17 protein-coding genes are annotated in these 23297 nt (G+C 41.0%); 13 read left to right on the top strand and 4 right to left on the bottom strand.

Annotated elements, in window-relative coordinates:
- Window positions 1-93 precede the first annotated feature (93 nt).
- The 4 genes from I2C87_RS06835 to glmS all read left to right on the top strand — a co-directional run bounded on the left by I2C87_RS06835 (window position 94) and on the right by glmS (window position 5145).
- A complete protein-coding gene (locus I2C87_RS06835) occupies window positions 94-1020 on the top strand; it encodes a helix-turn-helix domain-containing protein (protein ID WP_082781658.1) in 927 nt (308 codons plus the stop codon).
- Between the two features lie 188 nt (window positions 1021-1208).
- Window positions 1209-2138 carry an ABC transporter ATP-binding protein gene (locus tag I2C87_RS06830; RefSeq protein ID WP_061564684.1) on the top strand — a complete coding sequence of 310 codons (930 nt, stop codon included), beginning with the start codon at window positions 1209-1211 and terminating at the stop codon, window positions 2136-2138.
- Complete coding sequence (locus I2C87_RS06825) at window positions 2131-3015, top strand: ABC transporter permease (RefSeq protein ID WP_061564685.1); 885 nt, start codon at window positions 2131-2133, stop codon at window positions 3013-3015. The genes I2C87_RS06830 and I2C87_RS06825 overlap by 8 nt, the downstream gene beginning before the upstream one ends.
- Window positions 3016-3336: 321 nt before the next feature.
- On the top strand, window positions 3337-5145 hold the full coding sequence (gene glmS / locus I2C87_RS06820; RefSeq protein ID WP_195324303.1) for a glutamine--fructose-6-phosphate transaminase (isomerizing): 1809 nt from the start codon (window positions 3337-3339) through the stop codon (window positions 5143-5145).
- A 105-nt stretch (window positions 5146-5250) separates the two neighbouring features.
- Here the strand turns inward: glmS and I2C87_RS06815 are convergent, their stop codons facing one another.
- Window positions 5251-6072 carry a Cof-type HAD-IIB family hydrolase gene (locus tag I2C87_RS06815; protein WP_195324302.1) on the bottom strand — a complete coding sequence of 274 codons (822 nt, stop codon included), beginning with the start codon at window positions 6070-6072 and terminating at the stop codon, window positions 5251-5253.
- A 551-nt stretch (window positions 6073-6623) separates the two neighbouring features.
- Here I2C87_RS06815 and I2C87_RS06810 point away from each other — a divergent pair.
- The 7 genes from I2C87_RS06810 to I2C87_RS06780 all read left to right on the top strand — a co-directional run bounded on the left by I2C87_RS06810 (window position 6624) and on the right by I2C87_RS06780 (window position 14648).
- Window positions 6624-8729 (top strand): AAA family ATPase, encoded by a 2106-nt coding sequence (locus I2C87_RS06810; protein ID WP_195324301.1) that lies wholly within the window; start codon window positions 6624-6626, stop codon window positions 8727-8729.
- 291 nt (window positions 8730-9020) lie between these two features.
- Window positions 9021-9266, top strand: a complete 246-nt coding sequence (locus tag I2C87_RS06805; protein ID WP_023022151.1) for a hypothetical protein — start codon at window positions 9021-9023, stop codon at window positions 9264-9266.
- 186 nt (window positions 9267-9452) lie between these two features.
- Window positions 9453-9782 (top strand): preprotein translocase subunit YajC, encoded by a 330-nt coding sequence (gene yajC, locus I2C87_RS06800; RefSeq protein ID WP_006595033.1) that lies wholly within the window; start codon window positions 9453-9455, stop codon window positions 9780-9782.
- 132 nt (window positions 9783-9914) lie between these two features.
- A complete protein-coding gene (locus tag I2C87_RS06795) occupies window positions 9915-10664 on the top strand; it encodes an isoprenyl transferase (RefSeq protein ID WP_006595032.1) in 750 nt (249 codons plus the stop codon).
- Between the two features lie 11 nt (window positions 10665-10675).
- On the top strand, window positions 10676-11479 hold the full coding sequence (locus I2C87_RS06790; protein WP_006595031.1) for a phosphatidate cytidylyltransferase: 804 nt from the start codon (window positions 10676-10678) through the stop codon (window positions 11477-11479).
- Window positions 11480-11520: 41 nt separating this feature from the next.
- Window positions 11521-12780: an RIP metalloprotease RseP gene (gene rseP, locus I2C87_RS06785; RefSeq protein ID WP_195324300.1), complete on the top strand. Its 1260-nt coding sequence runs from the start codon at window positions 11521-11523 to the stop codon at window positions 12778-12780.
- A gap of 17 nt (window positions 12781-12797) precedes the next feature.
- Entirely contained in the window at window positions 12798-14648 is a 1851-nt protein-coding gene (locus I2C87_RS06780; protein WP_195324299.1) for a proline--tRNA ligase, read from the top strand.
- Window positions 14649-14859: 211 nt separating this feature from the next.
- Here I2C87_RS06780 and I2C87_RS06775 read toward each other — a convergent pair whose 3' ends face one another.
- Complete coding sequence (locus I2C87_RS06775) at window positions 14860-15327, bottom strand: hypothetical protein (protein ID WP_195324298.1); 468 nt, start codon at window positions 15325-15327, stop codon at window positions 14860-14862.
- A gap of 108 nt (window positions 15328-15435) precedes the next feature.
- Window positions 15436-15981, bottom strand: a complete 546-nt coding sequence (locus I2C87_RS06770; protein ID WP_195324297.1) for a DUF1307 domain-containing protein — start codon at window positions 15979-15981, stop codon at window positions 15436-15438.
- Between the two features lie 167 nt (window positions 15982-16148).
- Here I2C87_RS06770 and I2C87_RS06765 point away from each other — a divergent pair, with 167 nt between their 5' ends.
- Both I2C87_RS06765 and I2C87_RS06760 read left to right on the top strand, forming a co-directional pair.
- Window positions 16149-20540 carry a PolC-type DNA polymerase III gene (locus I2C87_RS06765; RefSeq protein ID WP_195324296.1) on the top strand — a complete coding sequence of 1464 codons (4392 nt, stop codon included), beginning with the start codon at window positions 16149-16151 and terminating at the stop codon, window positions 20538-20540.
- A gap of 289 nt (window positions 20541-20829) precedes the next feature.
- Window positions 20830-21693 (top strand): helix-turn-helix domain-containing protein, encoded by an 864-nt coding sequence (locus I2C87_RS06760; protein ID WP_195324295.1) that lies wholly within the window; start codon window positions 20830-20832, stop codon window positions 21691-21693.
- A 9-nt stretch (window positions 21694-21702) separates the two neighbouring features.
- On the opposite strand, the gene I2C87_RS06755 is transcribed toward I2C87_RS06760, so the two are convergent.
- Window positions 21703-23286 (bottom strand): ATP-binding cassette domain-containing protein, encoded by a 1584-nt coding sequence (locus I2C87_RS06755; RefSeq protein WP_195324294.1) that lies wholly within the window; start codon window positions 23284-23286, stop codon window positions 21703-21705.
- Window positions 23287-23297: the final 11 nt, after the last annotated feature.

The following is a 23297-nucleotide window of genomic DNA, read 5'->3' as shown; positions in this document are numbered from 1 at the left end:
TTCATTTCCGATTTTTCATTTAGTGCTGGAAAAGGTTCAAAACCCTTCAACTTCAATATGTGCTATAATGAAATCAGAAGAAAAGGAGCTTGTATGATGGATTTTAAAACAGAACTAGGACAAAAAGTACAAACTCTACGTGAAAGTAAGGGATTAAGTAGACAAGCAATCTGTGGTATTGAGGACCTATTAACGACGCGCCAACTCCAGCGAATTGAAAAGGGTCAGTCTTTGCCAACGATTGCAACAGCGAAGTATATTGCTGAGCAACTAGGTGTTTCTTTGGATGCTTTGACAAATCAAACTAGTTTGGAATTACCTGCAGAATATCTGAACCTGAAATATCAACTACGGACGTTATACCATTATGGAGATCAAGATCGTCTTCATCGGCATGAAGAAATTATTGAGGATATTTACGAAAACTATTTTGATAACCTGCCAGAGGAAGAAAAACTGTCTGTCCAGGTCGCCCAAGCCACGGTTGATATGATTGGATCCAAAAATCCTTCTTTTGATCAAGGTTTATTAGATGAGTATCTAGAGCAAGCCATGAAGAAAAAAGAGTTAAGTCTCAACGATGTGGAGATTATCAAATTGCGCTTGCTTTCTTTGGCTTTGGGAGCCTTTGATCAAGATGAATTTATACACTTAGTAGAGAAAATCTTACTTGCGATAGATTATTTCCCCTTATCAGAATTGGAAATGCTACAAAACACTCTTATCTCAGCTGCAGGTGTGTTAGCCCATTATGGGATATACGACAGATTGCCAGACATTGTTAAAGCCTTAAATGATATTATGACAAAGAGACATGATTTTCAGGATAATATTTTTGTTTATGCTTTAAATTGGAAAGTTGCTTTATTTATAGAAGATGACTTAGAAAAAGCAAAAAATGATTATCAAAAAGTATGCTTAATGGCTGACTTATTATCTGAGGATCTAGTGAAGAGAAACATGCAAGAAGAGTGGAAAGAGGACCTTGCCAAAAAAGGTCTAAACTACACTGAGGTATAGAAAAGTGTTCATCTTTTCATCAGTTGCCCTCAAAAAATATAAAATGAACATTAAACACCTGTGAAGATTCACAGGTGTTTTTTGGTGAAAAAGATGCTTAGACTGGACATGAATGTCCTCACGTTAGAGGATAGAAATTGGCTATACTGGGAGTACAAGGAAAGAAGAAAGGATATTGGTGTCAGAAAATGGGAATTAGATTACACAATGTAAAGAAAAGCTATGGTTCCTTTGAGGCTTTGAAAGGAATTGATTTAGTTTTTGAGGAAGGTAAATTTTATGGACTTCTTGGTCCAAATGGGGCTGGAAAAACAACGCTTTTTAATTTGTTGATTCAGAATTTCAAGCAAAGTTCAGGAGAGATTTTTTGGGAAGTAGATGGAAAATCATTGTCAACGAAAGATTTTTATCGACATATCGGTATTGTATTTCAAAGCAATCGTCTAGATGATCATTTAACGGTAGAGGAAAATTTGATTTCGCGTGGAGCCTTGTACGGCTTATCAAAATCACAAGTACAAACGCGTATTAGAGATTTGCAATCCTATTTGGACGTGGCCACTCTTATAAAGAAAAACTATGGCAGTTTATCAGGAGGACAAAAACGAAAAGTAGATATTGCCCGAGCGTTATTGCCACAACCGTCTTTGCTCTTGTTAGATGAGCCAACAACTGGTTTAGATCCACAATCTCGTCATGACTTATGGGAAGCGATTAATTATCTGAACAAAAAAGAAAATATGACAGTCGTTCTAATTACACACTATTTAGAAGAGATGGCTGCTTGTGATGTCTTAAATGTCTTAATTGAAGGGAACTTGTACTATTCAGGAGATATTGCCAATTTTATTAAACAGCATTCAACCACTAACCTGAATCTTACGTTAAAACCTGGTAAACCAGTCAATTCGTTATCTGTCTCTAAGTTTGCTAATAAGTGTCAGATCCTTTCGGAGGCAGAAGTCGTATGTAAGGATGTTTCCGTTGAAGAGATGATGGAAATTATTGCAGAAAATCAAGGAAAATCAATTATTGAAACATTTAATGTAGAATATTCAAATTTAGAAGCAGCTTATTTGAACTTACTAAGATCTAAAGGAGGAGAAGGGAATGCTTGAATTAATCTCTAGAAATCGGAAAGTCTATACAAGAGATCGCTTAGCTTTCTTTATGTCCTTCTTATCGGTCATCATCTTAATCTTGGTTTATCAAGTCTTTTTAGGACAAATTCAGATTGATGCCATCAAGGAAGCTTTGAATAGTGATACCACCTCTACGGACACCATTCAGATGGTCAATTATTGGTTAATCTCAGGTTTAACGACCATTATTTCAATGACCAGTACTCTTGGTGCATTTGGAGTGATGGTTTCGGATAGAGAAAAGAAGTTGAGTGAGGACTTTAAAGTCAGTCCAGTTTCTAACTTTAAAATTGAACTATCGTATGCGATCTTTGCGATATTATTTGGGATTATTATGACTCTGTTCTCTTGTATCTTTGCAATTGGTATGTTTAATGGTTTTAGTGCTCTTCTTGACTATTCTATGATGGACTACTTATCTATTTTAGGAGTTGTCACAATGGGAACGATGTTGTCTGCAACTATTATTCTGCCAATCCTAGCTTTTATTCGAACCAGTTCAGCATTTACAACTTTGAGTACAATAGTTGGAACGTTTATCGGATTCATTTCAGGTGTTTATCTTTCTATTGGTTCTGTAGGAGGAAGCTTGCAACAGGTCATGACCTGGTTCCCTCTTACACAGGTAAATGCGCTCTTGAAACAGATTTTAATGAAAGATGCAATCAATAAAGTCTTTGATAAAGCGCCAACTTCAATAGTAACTAATTACAAAGAGTCTTATGGAGTCATCTTGAAGAATGCGAGTGGGGAACATCTATCGAATCACTTCATGCTTGCTTATCTTTTGATTATTATAGTTGTTTTGCTGGGAGTTGATTTGATGATTAAAAAGATCAAAAAAATGAAGTAAAACTTATGCAATTATTGGATAGGCATTTAGATCAGTTGGCATCAATGACAATCTTAAAATAAGCCAATCATCCCAACCTATCACTAAAAAAGTTGGTAGGTTTTTCTTAATCCTTTCTTAACTAGACCAATTTTTGATATTTTGAAGGTTGACAAACAGAAAAAAGTATTGTATACTGACTCCGCTGATAATTTTTCTATCGAATCAGACTAGACCAATTTAATAAATTGGCTAAGAAAATAAGGGAACTCAAGTACGGATACCTATTTTCTTTCATTTTTATAGAAGGAGAAAGCACAGCTTGTCTGTGTCGTATATACTATGTGTGGAATTGTTGGTGTTGTTGGAAATACAAATGCAACGGATATTTTGATTCAAGGGCTTGAAAAGCTCGAATACCGTGGTTATGATTCTGCGGGGATTTTTGTCCTAGGTGGTGCTGAAAACCATTTGGTGAAAGCGGTTGGTCGTATTGCGGAATTGTCTGCTAAAACGGCTGGTGTTGAGGGAACAACTGGTATCGGACATACTCGTTGGGCGACTCACGGGAAACCAACAGAAGACAATGCTCACCCACACCGCTCTGAGACAGGACGATTTGTCTTGGTGCACAACGGTGTGATTGAAAACTACCTTGAAATCAAGGAAGAATATCTAGCAGGTCACCACTTCAAGGGACAAACAGATACAGAAATCGCTGTTCACTTGATTGGAAAATTTGCGGAAGAAGACGGCTTGTCAGTACTTGAAGCCTTCAAAAAAGCCCTTCACATCATCCGTGGTTCTTATGCCTTTGCTTTGGTTGACTCTGAAAATCCAGATGTTATCTACGTGGCGAAAAACAAATCACCACTTTTGATTGGTCTTGGGGATGGATACAACATGGTCTGTTCAGATGCCATGGCTATGATTCGTGAAACCAACCAATATATGGAAATCCATGACCAAGAGTTGGTAATTGTGAAAGCTGATAGCGTTGAAGTGCAAGACTACGATGGCAACAGCCGTGAGCGTGCTAGCTATACTGCTGAGCTTGACTTGTCTGATATCGGAAAGGGAACCTATCCTTACTACATGCTCAAAGAAATTGATGAGCAACCAACAGTGATGCGTAAGCTCATCCAAGCCTACACAGATGAGGCTGGTAAAGTAGTGGTAGACCCAGCCATCATCAAGGCTGTTCAAGACGCTGATCGCATCTATATCCTTGCAGCTGGAACCTCTTACCATGCTGGATTTGCTTCTAAGAAGATGTTGGAAGAATTGACGGATACACCAGTTGAACTGGGCATCTCCTCTGAGTGGGGTTATGGGATGCCACTTCTCAGCCAGAAACCACTCTTTATCTTTATCAGCCAATCTGGTGAAACAGCTGATAGCCGTCAAGTTTTGGTTAAGGCTAATGAAATGGGAATTCCAAGCTTGACAGTGACAAACGTGCCAGGATCAACCCTTTCACGTGAAGCCAACCATACTATGTTGCTTCACGCAGGTCCTGAAATTGCCGTAGCATCAACTAAGGCTTATACAGCACAAATCGCAACCCTTGCCTTCCTTGCAAAAGCAGTTGGTGAAGCAAATGGCAATGAAAAAGCCAAAGCTTTCGATTTGGTTCACGAGTTGTCTATCGTGGCTCAGTCTATCGAATCAACCCTTTCAGAAAAAGAATTGATTGATGCTAAAGTTCGTGACCTTCTTGAAACAACACGCAATGCCTTTTACATCGGACGTGGTCAAGATTACTATGTAGCCATGGAAGCCAGTCTCAAGCTCAAAGAGATTTCTTACATCCAGTGTGAAGGTTTTGCGGCTGGAGAGCTCAAGCACGGAACCATTGCTTTGATCGAAGATGAAACACCTGTCTTGGCCCTCTTGTCTGACCCAATTCTTGCCAACCATACTCGTGGAAATGTCCAAGAAGTGGCAGCGCGTGGTGCTAAGGTCCTCACCATCGCAGAAGAAAATGTTGCCAAAGATACAGACGATATCGTTCTTACGACCGTACACCCTTACCTCTCGCCAATCTCAATGGTCGTACCAACGCAATTGGTCGCTTACTTTGCAACCCTTCACCGTGGACTCGACGTGGATAAACCACGGAACCTTGCTAAGTCCGTAACAGTAGAATAAAAATGAAAAGAAGATAGGATCAAGTCCTAGCTTCTTTTTCTTTTATCAGAGGCTGGGTTAAAAAACAGTGAGTTAGAAAACCCATGAAAGCAGGAGCTCCATGGGCTATTTGTTTGATGGCGGTAAGACATACTCTTGGATAGCTTGCGCTACACCGTGTTCTTGGTTGCTGGTAGTGACAACTTGAGCTTCCTTTTGGACGGCTTCAGGAGCATTTCCCATGGCAACTCCAAGTCCAGCCAGACGAATCATAGGGAGGTCATTGAAGTGATCTCCGATGGTCATGACCTGTTCCAAAGGGACCTGGTAATAAGCAGCCAGTTCAAGGACAGCATCTCTTTTTGAGACGGACTTGGCGGTGACTTCTAGGTAGTTTTCTTTTGAAAGGTAAAAGGCAGTCTGCGGAAATTCTTGCGGATCCAGCTTCTGATAAAGTTCTTGAATATTCTGAGTCTCTCCAATCAAGAGCAATTTATGTAGATGGAGAGTATCATCAGAGAGGGTCTGAGAAAGTGGTTGTATCTGGGGAGTTTCACCCGTAATAGCAGCCTCAACGTGGGTCCACTGGTCCTCTCTGGAGTTGAACCAGACTGCCCCGCTATAACAATTAATTGAAATGCTGGGATCTAGTTCGTCTACACGATGGAGGAAGGTGCGGATCTCATCTTTGTCCAGGCTGTGATCAAACAAAATCTCTTCTCCCTTGACGATGAGAGCCCCATTGTAGCAAGCGATAGGTTCCTGATGGACGCCCAAGCTTCTTGCGATAGGAGCAATCCCGATAGGAGAACGAGCCGATGCCAAGATAAAAGGAATCTTTTTTTCTTGGAGCTGGGGGATGAGTTCGATGAGGTCGGGATCGACCTGATGCTGCTGATCCAGAATAGTTCCGTCAATATCACTGACAATTAAACGAATGGAAGACATAGGCACCTCCTTTTTCTTTAGTATATCATATTTTAGGAGGGAAGGATGTGCAGTATCATTAGGAAGTTACGGAAGGGATGGTTTCTTTTCTAGATGCTAAAAAACCATAGCTGAAAGAAGCTATGGCTGTGACCTTATCGAGGTTTTATTTCAATAACGCTCAGGTATAATAGTTGTTGGTTTAGAGAATACCCGTTAATTTTCGCCTTAATATGAACGTTTTAGTCTTAGGAAAAAATTTTTTTAAAAAATGTAAAAAATTATGTAAAAAGTGTTGACAAAGAAATCAGACTGCGTTATAATAATTTATGTAAACAAAAAGAGGTTGGGAAAATCTCAAGAGTTTACAGGATCAATAGTGGAAAGGAGATGGTGAGATGCTATTTCCAAAATATAGAAAACTAATTGATAAAAGAAGAAATACAAGATCCTAGCCCTCGAGGCTATTCATTTAATAGCAAAATAAAATTATGTAAACAAATTTAAAGTAGCTAAATCAGCTACTCATTTTCAAGAACAAATTAAAATTATGTAAATTAGAGGTAACAAATATGAACAACAACTTTAACAATATGGATGATCTTTTCAATCAACTAATGGGAAACATGGGTGGTTTTCGTTCTGAAAACCGTCGCTACATGATCAATGGTCGTGAAGTAACACCTGAAGAATTCGCTATTTACCGTCAAACGGGTCAACTTCCAACCGAAGGAAGCGAGCCAGTGCAACAGCAACAAGGCAAAGGCATGAAACAAGATGGGATCCTTGCGAAGCTCGGTCGCAACTTGACTGAAGAAGCCCGTGAAGGAAAATTGGATCCGGTCATCGGACGCAACAAAGAAATTCAAGAAACAGCTGAAATCTTGTCTCGTCGTACCAAGAATAACCCTGTCCTTGTAGGGGATGCGGGTGTTGGTAAGACAGCCGTTGTAGAAGGCTTGGCCCAAGCTATTGTGAATGGTGACGTTCCAGCAGCCATCAAGAACAAAGAAATCATTTCGATTGATATTTCTGGTCTAGAAGCTGGTACACAATACCGTGGTAGCTTTGAAGAAAATATCCAAAATATGATCCAAGAAGTCAAAGCCATGGGCAATGTCATCCTCTTCTTTGACGAAATCCACCAAATTCTTGGTGCAGGTAGCACAGGAGATGGACAAGGATCTAAAGGTCTTGCGGATATCTTGAAACCCGCTCTTTCACGTGGTGAATTAACCGTGATTGGGGCAACTACTCAAGATGAATACCGCAACACGATCTTGAAAAATGCTGCTCTTGCACGTCGTTTCAACGAAGTCAAGGTCAATGCTCCATCTGCTGAAGATACTTTCAAGATTCTCCAAGGGATCCGTGATCTTTACGAAAAACACCACAATGTTGTCTTGCCAGATGAAGTTTTGAAAGCAGCAGTTGATTATTCTGTTCAATACATTCCACAACGGAGCTTGCCTGATAAGGCCATTGACTTGGTCGATGTGACAGCTGCTCACTTGGCAGCCCAACATCCAGTAACAGATGTGCACGCAGTGGAACATGAAATTGATGAAGAAAAAGCAAAACAAGAAGAAGCTGCGGCTAAAGAAGATTACGAAGCAGCTTTGAAAGCAAAAGTTCGTATCGAAGAACTTGAAAAGAAAATTGCTAACCATACGGAAGACCACAAAGTAACAGCAACAATCAACGATGTGGCTGAATCAGTAGAACGAATGACAGGTATTCCAGTTTCTCAAATGGGTGCAACTGATATCGAACGTTTGAAAGATATGGGTCACCGTTTGCAAACTAAGGTTATCGGTCAAGATAAGGCCGTTGAAGCTGTTGCAAAAGCGATTCGTCGGAACCGTGCAGGCTTTGACGAAGGCAACCGTCCAATCGGTAGCTTCCTCTTCGTCGGACCTACCGGTGTCGGTAAGACTGAGTTAGCTAAACAATTGGCCCTTGATATGTTCGGTACCAAAGATGCCATCATCCGTTTGGACATGTCAGAATACAGCGATCGCACAGCTGTTTCTAAATTAATCGGTACAACTGCAGGTTATGTAGGTTACGATGATAACAACAATACCTTGACAGAACGTGTCCGTCGCAATCCTTACTCAATCGTCCTTCTTGACGAGATTGAAAAGGCAGATCCTCAAGTGATCACCCTTCTCCTTCAAGTTTTGGATGATGGTCGTTTGACAGATGGTCAAGGTAACACTGTTAACTTCAAGAATACAGTCATTATCGCAACTTCAAACGCAGGTTTTGGTTACGAAGCTAACTTGACAGAAGATGCGGACAAACCAGAACTCATGGATCGTTTGAAACCTTACTTCCGTCCAGAATTCCTCAACCGCTTCAATGCTGTGATTGAATTTTCACACTTGAGCAAGGAAGACCTTTCTAAGATTGTTGATTTGATGTTAATTGATGTCAACAAGACCCTTTCTAAGAAAGAAATCGACCTAGCAGTGAGCGATGCGGCTAAAGAATATATGACAGAAGAAGGTTATGATGAAGTCATGGGTGTTCGTCCACTCCGTCGGGTCGTTGAACAACAAATCCGTGACAAGGTGACAGACTTCCACTTGGATAACTTGGATGCCAAACATCTTGAAGCTGATATGGAAGATGGAGTGTTGGTTATTAAAGAGAATGGAAGCTCAGAAGAATAACTGGAACATCTAGCACCATAAACGAGAGAATATCAGTGTGACATAGAAGGCTAAGAAGAAATTCTTAGCCTTTTTTATGTCAATAAAAGAAAAATATATAAGGTATAGTTTTATCGTTTTTTTTCCCAGAAAGTGAAAAATGATAAAAATTAGGTATGTTTTTTCATGAATTGATGCTAAATACAGCATGAAAATGCCTTGGGAAGCGTCTGTAAGCAAGATTTCCATATAAATAAATAAATAAATTATATAATATATAAAAGACTAAATTTAAGGGGATAGGATGATTTTATGAAAAATCCAATTGATATTTATTCAACAAAAGATTATAAGAAAGTTGAAGCTGTCGTTCAATTGATGGTGGATGGAAAGGTGACAAGTTATAGAGTAGCAACGGAGACAGATATTAGTAAGATGAGTCTAGCTACCTTGACAAAAGGAACCAGTAAAATTAAAAACATTACCTATCAAACAGCTATGTTGTTGATTGAATGGTATGATAAAAATCATGAAAAATATGGAATCACAATCGATTAGTAAAAACCTATTTTTTATGGTTTTTTCTTTTTGTAAAAAAGAAAGCACTAGAAAAGCTGTCCGGATCGAATAGTGGCTGGACACCTCCATCTAAGGACTTATTTTTTGAAAATCAAGGGTTCGTATTGAAAATACCTATAAAATTTGCTATAGTAGAGCATATATGATTTAAAAAGGAGAAACGGTATGCAAAGTGGTACAACCTTGCTATTTATGCTTGCGCTAATGGTCGGAATGATGTTCTTCATGAGCCGTAGCCAAAAGAAACAATACCAAAAACGGATGGAAAGCTTGAACAAGCTTCAAAAAGGGTATGAAGTGATTACCATCGGTGGTTTGTATGGAACAGTTGATGAAGTAGACACTGAACGTAAAACCGTTGTCTTGGATGTGGATGGCGTATACCTCACATTTGAATTGACAGCTATTAAAACAGTTTTGCCAGTTTCAGAAGGAGTGACAGCTGGTGCAGTTGAAGGCGCTGGTGACTCAGATTCTATCATCGACGGTGAATAATAAGAAAGAGCGATCAAAGGGTCGCTTTTTTCATTTTTAGCTAGATGCCCCCTAGAAAAGGGGCTAGACTGCCATTTTAAGCGGATTTATGATATAATGAAGCGATAAAAACAGTGAAATAGGTAGAAAAACATGTTTCGTTTTAAAAAGAAAGAAAAGTTAAGTGTTCCCCTAGAAGTGCCCAAGCACATTGGAATCATTATGGATGGGAACGGTCGTTGGGCCAAAAAACGGATGCAACCTCGTGTCTTTGGCCACAAGGCAGGCATGGAGGCTCTGCAAGAAGTAACCATCGCAGCCAAGGAGATGGGAGTGAAAGCTCTAACGGTCTATGCTTTCTCAACTGAAAACTGGACGCGTCCTCAACAGGAAGTGAGTTTTATCATGAATCTTCCAGTTGAATTTTACGATCGCTTTGTTCCAGAACTTCATAGAAATAATGTGAAGATCCAGATGATTGGCGAGGTTTCCCGTCTTCCAAAGGAAACCTTAGAGGCTCTGGAAAAGGCAGAGGCGTTAACCCACTCCAATACAGGCTTGATTTTGAATTTTGCCTTGAACTATGGAGGACGGGCGGAACTGACCCAAGCAGTCAAACAAATCGCCCAGGAAGTTCTCGATGCGCACTTAAATCCGGGTGATATTACAGAAGAGACCATTGCCAATTATCTGTATACCAGTAGTCTACCCAAGGACTTGCGAGATCCTGACCTGATTATTCGGACAAGTGGGGAGCTTCGCTTGAGTAACTTTTTGCCTTGGCAAGCGGCCTATAGTGAGCTTTACTTTACCGATGTGATGTGGCCAGATTTTGGAGAAAAGGCCTTGCATGATGCAATAGAAGAATACAGCCATCGTCATCGACGCTTTGGTGGTGTATAGGAGAGAAATAGATGAGAAAAGATTTACAGAAGCGAGTGATTTTTGGAGGAATCGCCTTAGCTTTCTTTATTCCAGTCGTCCTTGTTGGAGGAGTTGTTTTTCAGATTGTAGTGGGACTCATCGCTATGTTGGGTGTTCATGAATTGTTGAAGATGAAAGGCTTGCAGACCGAAACCATCGAAGGAGCCTTGGCTATGCTAGCAGCTCTTGTGTTAGCCCTGCCTTTAGAGAGTTACCTTCCTTTCTTGCCAGCAGGTGGCAATTTCATCGCCTACGGGCTCTTGGTCTTGCTATTGATGGGGACAACTGTCTTAGCACAAGGCTATACCTATGATGAGGTTGTCTATCCAATCGCCTCTAGCTTTTATGTCGGCTTTGGATTCCACGCCTTGATTCAGGCGCGCTTAGCAGGTGTGGATAAAATTCTTTTGGCCCTCTTTATTGTTTGGGCTACGGATTCAGGGGCCTACTTTATTGGGAGCCAATTCGGTAAGAAAAAACTCTTGCCAAGAGTGTCACCTAATAAGACTGTTGAAGGAAGTCTAGGCGGGATTGCTTGTGCAGTCGTTGTGACGATGATCTTTATGATCCTAGATCGTACTGTTGCGGGATCTTACGGTTGGGTAACCATGATTCTCTTTACCATTCTTTTCAGTATAGCAGCTCAGTTTGGTGACCTCGTCGAAAGTGCCATCAAGCGCCATTTTGGAGTGAAAGACTCTGGCCGTTTTATCCCTGGTCACGGTGGTGTCTTGGATCGATTTGATAGCTTGATTTTTGTTTTCCCACTGATGCTATTCTTTGGTCTATTTTAAACAATAATCGTATAATCATCAGATAAAACGAAGGAGCGTGTATGCAATTTATTGCCTTTATTATCATTTTTGGCGTCATTGTTCTGGTGCATGAGTTTGGCCATTTCTATTTTGCAAAGAAATCAGGCATCTTGGTCCGTGAGTTTGCGATTGGGATGGGGCCAAAGATTTTTGCGCATGTGGGCAAGGACGGAACAGCCTATACCATTCGAATCCTTCCGCTGGGCGGCTATGTTCGTATGGCAGGATGGGGCGAAGATACGACAGAGATTAAGACAGGAACGCCTGTCAGTCTGACTTTGAACCCTGAGGGAACTGTTGTTCGGATCAACCTTTCTGGAAAAAATATCGACCAGACAGCTCTCCCCATGAATGTCACAGATTTTGATTTTGAGAATAAACTTCAGATTACAGGAATCGTCATCGAAGAGACCAAAACCTATCCTGTCCACCATGATGCAACTATCGTTGAGGAAGATGGGACAGAAGTACGGATTGCCCCTCTGGATGTGCAGTATCAAAATGCTAGTATCTGGGGACGACTGATTACCAACTTTGCTGGTCCGATGAACAACTTTATCTTAAGTATTGTTGTGTACTCTCTTCTCGCCTTTATGCAGGGAGGAGCAGTGGACTACTACAGCAACCATGTTCGAGTTGTTCCTCAAGGAGTAGTGGCTAAGGCCGGTTTGAAAGACAATGACCAGATCGTTCAGATCAATGAATACAAGGTTTCCAATTGGGATGAGTTGACCGATTCTGTCCAGAAGGCAACCCGTAACCAAGGAAAAAATCCAGAAGTAACGATCACCTATGAACGAGACGGGAAGACTCAAAAAGTGACGGTCCAACCAGAAGAAGATGGTGGACGCTATTATATCGGTGTGATTAATGCCGTTAAGACCGGCTTTTTCGATAAGCTTCTCTCAGGTGTGACAGATACTTGGTACACAGCAAGTCGTATCTTAACGGCCTTGAAGGATATTATCTTCCACTTTAGTTTGAACAAGTTGGGTGGTCCGGTAGCGATCTACAAAGCTAGTTCACAAGCAGCGGAGCTAGGACTTCCAGCTATCCTGTCCCTGATGGCCATGTTGTCCATCAATATCGGAATCTTTAACTTGATCCCCATTCCGGCCTTGGATGGTGGAAAAATCTTGATCAATCTGATCGAGCTTGTCCGTAGAAAACCGCTGAAGCAGGAGGTAGAAACCTACTTGACCCTTGCTGGAGTGGCAGTCATGGTTATCTTGATGATTGCCGTGACTTGGAACGATATAATGAAATTATTTTTGAAATAGAAAAGGAATGAATCTGAATGAAACAAAGTAAAATGCTTATTCCAACACTTCGCGAAATGCCAAGTGATGCGCAGGTCATCAGCCACGCTTTGATGCTCCGTGCTGGTTATGTTCGTCAAGTATCAGCAGGTGTTTATTCATATTTGCCACTTGCAAATCGTGTGATTGAAAAAGCTAAGAAGATCATGCGCCAGGAATTTGATAAGATTGGTGCCGTTGAGATGTTGGCTCCTGCCCTTCTCAGTGCGGATCTTTGGCGCGAATCTGGCCGTTATGAAACTTACGGGGAAGACTTGTACAAATTGAAAAATCGTGAGAAGTCAGACTTTATCTTGGGTCCAACTCACGAAGAAACTTTTACAGCGATTGTCCGTGATTCTGTCAAGTCTTACAAGCAATTACCATTGAATCTCTACCAAATCCAGCCTAAGTATCGTGATGAAAAACGTCCACGTAATGGACTTCTTCGGACCCGTGAGTTCATCATGAAAGATGGCTACAGCTTCCACGCTAACTACGATAGCTTGGATGTGACCTATGATGAATACAAGGCAGCCTACGAGCGTATCTTCACTCGCAGTGGTTTGGATTTTAAAGCCATCATCGGTGATGGTGGTGCTATGGGTGGTAAGGACAGCCAAGAATTTATGGCCATTACTCCTTCGCGTACAGACCTTGACCGTTGGGTGGTGTTAGACAAGTCTGTTGCATCATTTGACGAGATTCCTGCAGAAGTGCAAGAAGAAATCAAGGCAGAATTGCTCAAATGGATGGTTTCTGGTGAAGATACCATTGCCTACTCAAGTGAGTCAAGCTATGCGGCCAACTTGGAAATGGCAACCAACGCCTACAAACCAAGCAACCGTGTTGTGACGGAAGAAGAAGTGACTCGCGTGGAAACACCAGGTGTCAAATCGATTGATGAAGTCGCAGCCTTCTTGAACATCTCTGAAGAGCAAACTATCAAGACCTTGGTTTATATCGCAGACGAGGAGCCAGTTGTAGCCCTACTCGTCGGCAATGACCAACTCAATGAAGTCAAATTGAAAAACCACCTTGGAGCAGACTTCTTGGAACCTGCAACTGAGACAGAAGTGAAAGAATTGTTGGGAGCGGACTTTGGTTCACTTGGCCCAGTCAATCTTCCAGAAAATGTTAAAATCATTGCTGACCGCAAGGTGCAAGATAGCCGCAATGCGGTTGTTGGTGCCAACGAAGATGGCTACCACTTGACGGGTGTCAACCCAGGTCGTGACTTCACTGCCGAGTATGTCGATATCCGTGAAGTTCGTGAGGGGGAAATCTCACCAGACGGACAAGGCGTTCTCAACTTTGCACGTGGGATCGAGATTGGTCATATTTTCAAACTAGGAACTCGCTACTCAGCAAGTATGGGAGCGGATGTCTTGGATGAAAATGGTCGTGCAGTCCCAATCATCATGGGATGCTACGGTATCGGTGTGAGTCGTCTCCTTTCAGCAGTCATGGAACAACACGCTCGCCTCTTTGTGAACAAAACTCCAAAAGGTGAATACCGTTACGCTTGGGGCATCAACTTCCCTAAAGAATTAGCACCGTTTGATGTGCACTTGATTCCAGTCAATGTCAAGGACGAAGCAAGTCTTGAATTGACTAGCAAGATCGAAGACCAATTGGTCAAGGCTGGCTACGAAGTCTTGGTCGACGATCGTAACGAACGTGCCGGTGTTAAATTTAGCGATAGTGACTTGATTGGCTTGCCAATCCGCATCACTGTTGGGAAGAAAGCAGCTGACGGTGTCGTAGAAGTGAAAATTAAAGCTTCAGGCGACACGATTGAAGTGCATGCAGACAACCTGCTTGAAACCCTTTCAATTTTAAATAAATAAGCTAAACTGCCAGTTATACCTGGCAGTTTTCTTTTGCTGAAGAAACAGCTGTAATCCTGACTTTTCGAAGCGCTAAGAGGATTATTGCTATTCGGAAGACTTTACCCTCGAGCTGAATAGGTTAAAAACAATTTTTTGCAAAAAAAACTAACCATAGCTAATAGCTTGGTTAGTTCAGTGTTCAAGAGTGGTAATCTAGAGAAGTAGCGATCTAGTTCTCTTCGCTAGGGAAAGACTCTCCAAAAGACAACTCAGAGTAAGGTATTTCAAAACTGTCTTTGTTATAAGTTACCTTGACTGAAGTCGTTCCAAAGTCGACGAGGATGGGATGTCCTGAAGTGATGATGGTATAGCGATCAGCGGTTTGTTTGATATCATAGACTGTCGTTGGTCCGTAAAGGTAATCAGAAGAATAGATATCCCCTTTTTTAATTGTTTTCGTTATGGCAACAGTTTCTTTAGTAGGAGAATAGGATAAATTATAGACTTCTTTTCTGTTGATGTCTTGTGCAATAAAAGTTTGATGGTCATCACTTTTTGCTTGATAGTGAATAAAATTTTCATCGAATCGTTTCAGGGCATTTTGCCTAGTGAGATACAAACTTCCTCCCCATAGACATAAGCCTAAAACGGCAAGAGAAGCGATAGCAATCAGAACTGTTTTTTTAGTGAGGCGCATAAAAACTCCTTTAAATTTATAGTGAATAGAACTAGAGTAAGGAACTCAGATTAAAAAATAGACGAAAATTTGCGAATAGGTATACGTTCAAAAATGAATTAGAAAGCTTTATTCTTCTTCTGTCAAACCTTGCTCTTCGATAGCTTCAAAAAAGTCTTCAGGTTTATCTTTTAGTTTTTCAAAGAGGCTCCCTTTTTGGTCTGTCACGCCCAAAGCTGCCGCCGCTTCATCTACATCCATCTTGGCCAAATCAAATGTGACAAATTGCCGAACCGTTTTTTTATCTGCAGAAATTAGAACTTTTAACTCAATTCCTTTGGCTTTGTTCATCGCTTCAAAATAGGGACTGCTTTCCATGTCTTCCTGATAAAAGTCAGCTAGCTCTTCACGGCTTTTATCTTTTTCCTCTTCAGGGATCTCTTTTTCATGAATGAAAGAAAAAGCAGTCACCTTATCTTTTAGATAGTAGACTTTGATTTTAGTGACGACATCAGCACTTAATGCCCTTGAAAAAGTTTTCGTCTTCACCTTTTCTTCTTTGGCTTTCTGTTGACTCTGAGTTTGCTTGGGTTTGTTTTCTAGCTGATTCTGACTAGGCGTGCTACAGGCAGTCAGGGTTAGCAGACAGGCACCGGCTAGTAAAATTTTCTTCACAGTGAGGGCTCCTTTTAATAAATATTCTGTTCTATTATATCATAACTGAGCCCCGTGAAAAATGACTCGCTAATTGTGTAGGAGCTCGCATCTGGCCCCATTCTTTTTCTGTCGAAAAACAGGCCGATTTATGGTAAAATAGGGTCACTACTGTACGAGGAAATATCATGTCAAACAAGTTTGAAATCTTAATGAATCAGTTGGGAATGCCTTTGGAAATGCTTGAATCAGAAGCTTTTGAAGGGGCTGAAATCCAAGAGGTCATCGTCCATAAGCTCAGTCGTGTTTGGGAATTTCGTTTTATTTTTGCCGAAATTCTTCCCATCACGATTTTTCAGGAGCTCAAAAACCGCTTGGCTGAGGAGTTTTCAAAGACAGGAAATCGAGCGGTGTTTGAGATTCAGGTAAAGAATCCAACTTTTAGTGAGGAGCTCTTGCAAGCCTATTATCAGGAGGCTTTTGAAGATGGTCCCTGTGCGAGTCAGGGCTTTAAGAGCATGTATCAACACCTGCAAGTTCGCTCTCAAGGAGAAGAGCTGATTATTAGTGGCCCCTCATCTGTGGATACGGAGCACCACCGGAAAAACCATCTGCCTAATCTTGCTAGTCAATTGACCAAGTTTGGCTTTCCCCATTTCCAGTGTCGGGTCGAGGCGGATGACCAGTTGACAGAAGAACTCCAGCAAGCCTTCGAGGCTGAGAAGGATCAAATCTTCCAAGCAGCTAACGAAGAAACTCTGCGGGCCATGGAGTCCTTGTCTCAAATGGCCCCACCACCAGCAGAAGAAAAACCAGCCTTTGATTTCAAGGCCAAAAAGGCTGTGGCTAAGCCCAAGCTGGATAAGGCAGAGGTCACTCCTATGATCGATGTCACGACAGAAGAGAACCGCATTGTCTTTGAAGGAGTGGTTTTTGATGTTGAGCAAAAGGTGACTCGGACAGGTCGGGTCTTGATCAATTTCAAGATGACCGACTATACTTCCAGTTTTTCGCTTCAAAAATGGGCTAAAAACGAAGAAGAAGCTCAGAAGTTTGACATGATCAAGAAAAACTCTTGGTTGCGGGTCCGTGGGAATATCGAGGTCAATAACTTTACGCGAGATTTGACCATGAATGTCCAGGATGTTCAAGAAGTGGTCCACTATGAGCGCAAGGATCTGATGCCAGAAGGCGAGCGTCGGGTCGAGTTCCATGCCCATACCAATATGTCGACCATGGATGCCCTACCTGAGGTAGAGGAGTTAGTCGCAAAAGCGGCCAAATGGGGCCACAAGGCTCTTGCCATTACCGATCACGGCAATGTGCAGTCCTTCCCTCATGGTTACAAGGCGGCTAAAAAGGCTGGTATCCAACTTATCTATGGGATGGAAGCCAATATTGTCGAAGACCGCGTGCCGATTACTTACAATGAAGTCGATTTAGACCTTCATGAAGCAACCTATGTGGTTTTTGACGTGGAAACGACAGGACTCTCAGCGATTTACAATGATCTGATTCAGGTTGCCGCTTCTAAAATGCACAAGGGCAATATTATTGCCGAATTCGATGAGTTCATCAATCCAGGGCATCCCATTTCCGCCTTTACAACGGACCTGACAGGCATTACCGATGATCATGTTCGTAATGCCAAACCTTTGAAACAGGTCTTGGAGGAGTTCCAGGAATTCTGTCAGGATGCGGTTTTGGTTGCCCATAATGCCACTTTTGACGTGGGTTTCATGAATGCCAACTATGAGCGTCATGGCCTTCCCAAAATCACTCAGCCAGTAATTGATACACTAGAGTTCGCTCGGAACCTCTATCCAGAGTACAAGCGTCATGGTTTGGGGCCCTTGACCAAGCGGTTTGGGGTTGCCTTGGAACACCACCACATGGCCAACTATGATGCGGAAGCGACGGGCCGCTTGCTCTTCATCTTTATCAAGGATGTAGCCGAAAAACATGGCGTGACCAATTTAGCTAAGCTGAATTTGGATCTAATTAGTCCGGATTCCTACAAAAAGGCACGGGTCAAACACGCAACCATCTATGTCAAGAACCAGATCGGCTTGAAAAATATGTTCAAATTGGTCTCTCTTTCCAATACTCAATATTTTGAGGGCGTTCCTCGGATTCCCCGGACAGTTTTAGATGCCCATCGGGAAGGGTTGATCCTGGGATCGGCTTGTTCTGAAGGAGAGGTCTTTGATGCGGTCGTCTCTCAAGGAGTTGACGCAGCAGTAGAAGTAGCCAAGTATTATGACTTTATTGAGGTGATGCCTCCAGCCATTTATGCGCCCCTCATTGCCAAAGAGCAGGTCAAAGATATGGATGAGCTCCAAACTATCATCAAGAGCTTGATTGAGGTGGGAGATCGCCTTGGCAAGCCGGTCCTCGCGACAGGAAATGTCCACTACCTTGAGCCCGAGGATGAGATCTATCGAGAAATCATTGTCCGCAGTCTCGGGCAAGGAGCTATCATCAACCGGACTATCGGTCATGGGGAAAACGCTCAACCAGCACCCCTGCCAAAAGCCCATTTCCGCACAACCAATGAAATGCTGGATGAATTTGCCTTTCTAGGGGAAGACTTGGCGCGCAAGATTGTCATTGAAAACACCAACGACCTGGCAGAAATCTTTGAACCCGTTGAAGTGGTTAAAGGAGACTTGTATACCCCATTTATTGACAAGGCTGAAGAAACAGTTGCCGAATTGACCTATCAGAAGGCCTTTGAAATCTATGGCAATCCGCTACCTGATATTGTTGATTTACGGATTGAAAAAGAATTGACCTCTATCCTGGGGAATGGCTTCGCCGTGATCTATCTGGCTTCCCAACTCTTGGTGCATCGCTCCAATGAACGGGGTTACTTGGTGGGTTCACGGGGATCTGTTGGATCCAGTTTCGTAGCGACCATGATCGGGATTACCGAGGTTAATCCGCTCTCGCCTCACTATGTCTGTGGCCAATGCCAGTACAGTGAGTTTATCACGGATGGTTCTTATGGTTCAGGCTTTGATATGCCTAATAAAGACTGTCCAAGCTGTGGACACCAGCTTAGCAAAAACGGCCAAGATATTCCGTTCGAGACCTTCCTTGGTTTTGATGGGGACAAGGTACCCGATATCGATTTGAACTTCTCAGGGGAAGACCAGCCGAGTGCCCACTTGGATGTCCGTGATATTTTTGGGGAAGAATACGCCTTCCGGGCAGGAACAGTAGGTACGGTTGCGGCCAAGACAGCCTATGGATTTGTCAAGGGCTATGAGCGGGACTATGGCAAGTACTACCGGGATGCAGAGGTAGAACGTCTGGCCCAAGGTGCCGCTGGGGTCAAACGGACGACCGGTCAGCACCCAGGGGGAATCGTCGTTATTCCTAACTACATGGATGTCTATGACTTCACCCCTGTTCAGTATCCAGCAGATGATGTGACAGCCGAATGGCAAACCACTCACTTTAACTTCCACGATATCGATGAGAACGTCCTCAAGCTCGATGTCCTGGGACACGATGATCCGACCATGATTCGGAAACTCCAGGACTTATCAGGCATTGATCCAAATGATATTCCTATGGATGATCCAGGTGTCATGGCCCTTTTCTCAGGGACCGATATCTTAGGAGTCACACCGGAGCAAATCGGTACCTCAACCGGTATGCTGGGAATCCCAGAGTTTGGGACCAACTTTGTTCGGGGGATGGTGGATGAAACCCATCCGACCACCTTTGCCGAGTTGCTTCAGCTGTCAGGTCTGTCTCACGGTACCGACGTATGGTTGGGAAATGCCCAAGACTTGATCAAGGCGGGGATTGCGGACCTATCGACCGTTATCGGCTGTCGGGATGACATCATGGTTTACCTCATGCACGCTGGCCTAGATCCAAAAATGGCCTTTACCATCATGGAGCGGGTGCGGAAAGGCATGTGGCTCAAGATTCCTGAAGAAGAGCGCAATGGCTATATCGAGGCCATGAAGGCTAACAATGTCCCAGAATGGTACATCGAGTCTTGTGGAAAAATCAAGTACATGTTCCCTAAAGCCCATGCGGCAGCCTACGTTATGATGGCCTTGCGGGTGGCTTACTTTAAGGTTCATCATCCGCTCTATTATTACTGTGCTTACTTCTCAATCCGTGCAAAGGCCTTTGATATCAAGACTATGGGTGCAGGCCTAGAAGCCGTGAAAGCGCGGATGAAGGAGATTGCTGAAAAACGCAAGAACAACGAAGCTTCCAATGTGGAAATTGACCTCTACACCACCCTTGAAATTGTCAATGAGATGTGGGAGCGCGGCTTCAAGTTTGGGAAGCTAGACCTCTATCGCAGTGATGCAACGGAATTCATCATCGATGGAGACACCCTTATCCCACCATTTGTCGCCATGGATGGATTGGGAGAAAACGTCGCCAAGCAGATTGTGCGAGCTCGCAAAGAAGGAGAATTCCTCTCTAAAACAGAGTTGCGCAAACGTGGCGGTGTCTCCTCAACCTTAGTGGAAAAGATGGACGAGATGGGAATCCTTGGCAATATGCCAGAGGATAATCAGTTGAGTTTGTTTGATGATTTGTTCTAATTTAAAGTCAACTTGTTCAAATAAGCCGACTAAGTTTCATCTAATTAAGACTTAACAGTAAAACCAGTAGAGATGATTTTTTATGATTTTCATTTCTACTGGTTTTTAGATATAATAGAGTATAAGTAAGTTTTTATCCAAAGACTATAACTTTAGGAAGTTATATATTGAAATTATCAAAAATGATTGCTATAAATTACTAATAATGATACTCTCAAACAAGAGTAAGCTTAACGGAAGTAGTGTTTGCTATACCTTAATAACTTTTCGATATGGAATGGAGATAAGTATGATTTTAGGTGAAACTTATAGGAAAATAAGAGAAGAAAAGGGGATTTCTATTTCTTCGTTAGCAGGTGCTGAAATTTCAAAATCTCAAATATCTAGATTTGAATTAGGAGAAACAGAGATTTCTGTCTTTAAGTTATTGTATCTTCTTGAAAGAATAGGAGTAACACTAGAAGAATTTCTGCTTATCTGTAATCATTATCAACCTTCGGATTTTAATACCTTAATAGCTTCTGTTAAACAGGCTGCATATAATGAAGATGCTCAAGCATTACTAGATATGGTAGAGAAAGAAATAGAACTTTTTCATGAGACAAATTCTCATTACCATAAATTAAATGCTATTTTCATCGAAAGTATTGTTTCGGGAATGGATAAGAATCATCAATTGAGTCGTCAAGACGCCTCTTATCTTACAAACTATTTATTTTCTGTTGAAAACTGGGGTTATTACGAAACGCTCATCCTTGGAAATTGCTGTCGTGTTCTATCTCCAGATTTATTATTTAGATATGCCAAAGAGGCACTCAAAAAAGGGAAATTGTATAGTTCTATACCTAGAAATAGACAATCTCTCATTCAACTACTTCTCAATTCTTTGATTATAATGATTGAGAACGACTTATATGAGGAATCTTTATTTTTAAAACAGGCTACGAAGAATATATTAGCGGATTCCACAGATTTTTTTGAACAAACTATTTTGCTATATTTAGATGGATATTTGGAACTGAAATTCTATCATAATCAAAAATCACTTTTAAAAATCGAAGAAGCTTTAAAAATTTTCGAACTCTTCAATAAAACAATCTACAAAAATTACAAAGAATACTTTGAGAAACACATCATTCATTTAATAGACTAGGCCATTTATCTATAAGGTAATAACGTGATCAAACTCTTCCAATATTTCTGGATTTTGATCATGAGTAATGACAATAACAATTGCATCTTTAATGGATAGAATGTAGTCCATTATTTCTTTTGCTTTTATTGGATCAAGGTTACTTGTAGGTTCGTCAAATATATAAACTGAATATGTTTTGACTAAAAACCTAGCTAAATCAATTCGTTGCTTTTCTCCTTCTGAAATGATTTGGTTTGATTGAGCTAGGTTTTTACGAAGGAAGTCTTCATTAAAACCTAAGGATTTTCTTAATTTTTCAGTTAAATGAAGGTTTCTAGCCAATTTGATATTCTCTAGAATATTGCCTTCAATTAGAAAGTCATTTTTTTGCACAAACGCAATATCTTTATATAACTCCTCTGAGGGAATATCAATATTCTGTTTTCCGTTGATTTTTATTTCTCCATCATAAAGATTTTTTGGATAATAATTTAGTATTAATTTTACTAAAGTTGTTTTCCCAGTTCCTGAAGCACCGATAATCGCATAGCGCTTGCCTTTTTTAAATTCATAGGAAAAATGATCAAATAATATTCTATTTTCAATTTCATAATATAATTGGCTAATAGAAATAGTCGAAATGTTATCACAATCAATTGTACTTGTTTTATGGAAAGTTCCATGATTTGTCTCATATAGATTTTCTTGGATATTATCAATAATGGACTTGCTACTGCTGATTAAATTTTTATTGTAAAGAATAGATTGTAATGGAGCAAAAACACCGTTTAATAATTGAATACTTGCTACTAGTAGTCCAATAGTCAGTAAGTTATTTCTTACAAAAAAGATACCAGCGACCATACAGGATAGTTGAGAGCCAAAACTTAGTAAAATTCCAGTAGTTGAAGCTAAGTCTTTTAAGAATTGATATGTTTTTCTGGACTCTTCAAATTCTAAACTGATTCCCTGAATTTTTTCTTGGGTCCAGCTTTGAATATTTAATAACTTAATTTGTTCAAAACCATTAATAAAGTTTGTCATTTTTGACAAATAGTGATTATTTTGTAGAGAATAATTATTAGTTGATTTAGTCATTAACTTTCCAGGAATTTGTGATAGAAAAATCGTTATACTCGACAATAAAAGAAAGACTAATGCTAATCGCCATTCTATATAGATAATAGCAACCACACTCATGATAAGGCTCCCTAAATTTGCAATTAGAGAGATCTTAGGGATTAATAAATTTTCTTGAATAAGATCACTGTTTTTGGTGATATTATTTAAGAAATCTGAATGGTTACGGTTGTCAATTTGGTTAAATTCACGCGATAAATAATGTAATAAGAGACACCTTTTTAGATCTAAAATAACTTTTTTTACATATTGGTTTTTAAGATAGGAATAGGAACAAGAAATCAAGAACCACAGTAAAATCGAACCTACAGAAATAGTGATATGAAAGAGTAATCCACTATTTGAATTAGATATACTATCAAGTATTCTTCCTAATTGCAGAGAGAAGAATGTCATTAAAAGAGCACTTGTCAGACTTAATAAAATGAGCAAGAAATATAGTAATTTATATTGTTTCGTAATCTGGTTCATATTTTTCACCT

Source organism: Streptococcus sp. 1001283B150225_161107_H12, assembly GCF_015552665.1.
GTDB lineage: Bacteria > Bacillota > Bacilli > Lactobacillales > Streptococcaceae > Streptococcus.
The sequence above is the reverse complement of the archived record's forward strand: the minus strand, read 5'-3'. Positions and strand labels throughout refer to the sequence as shown.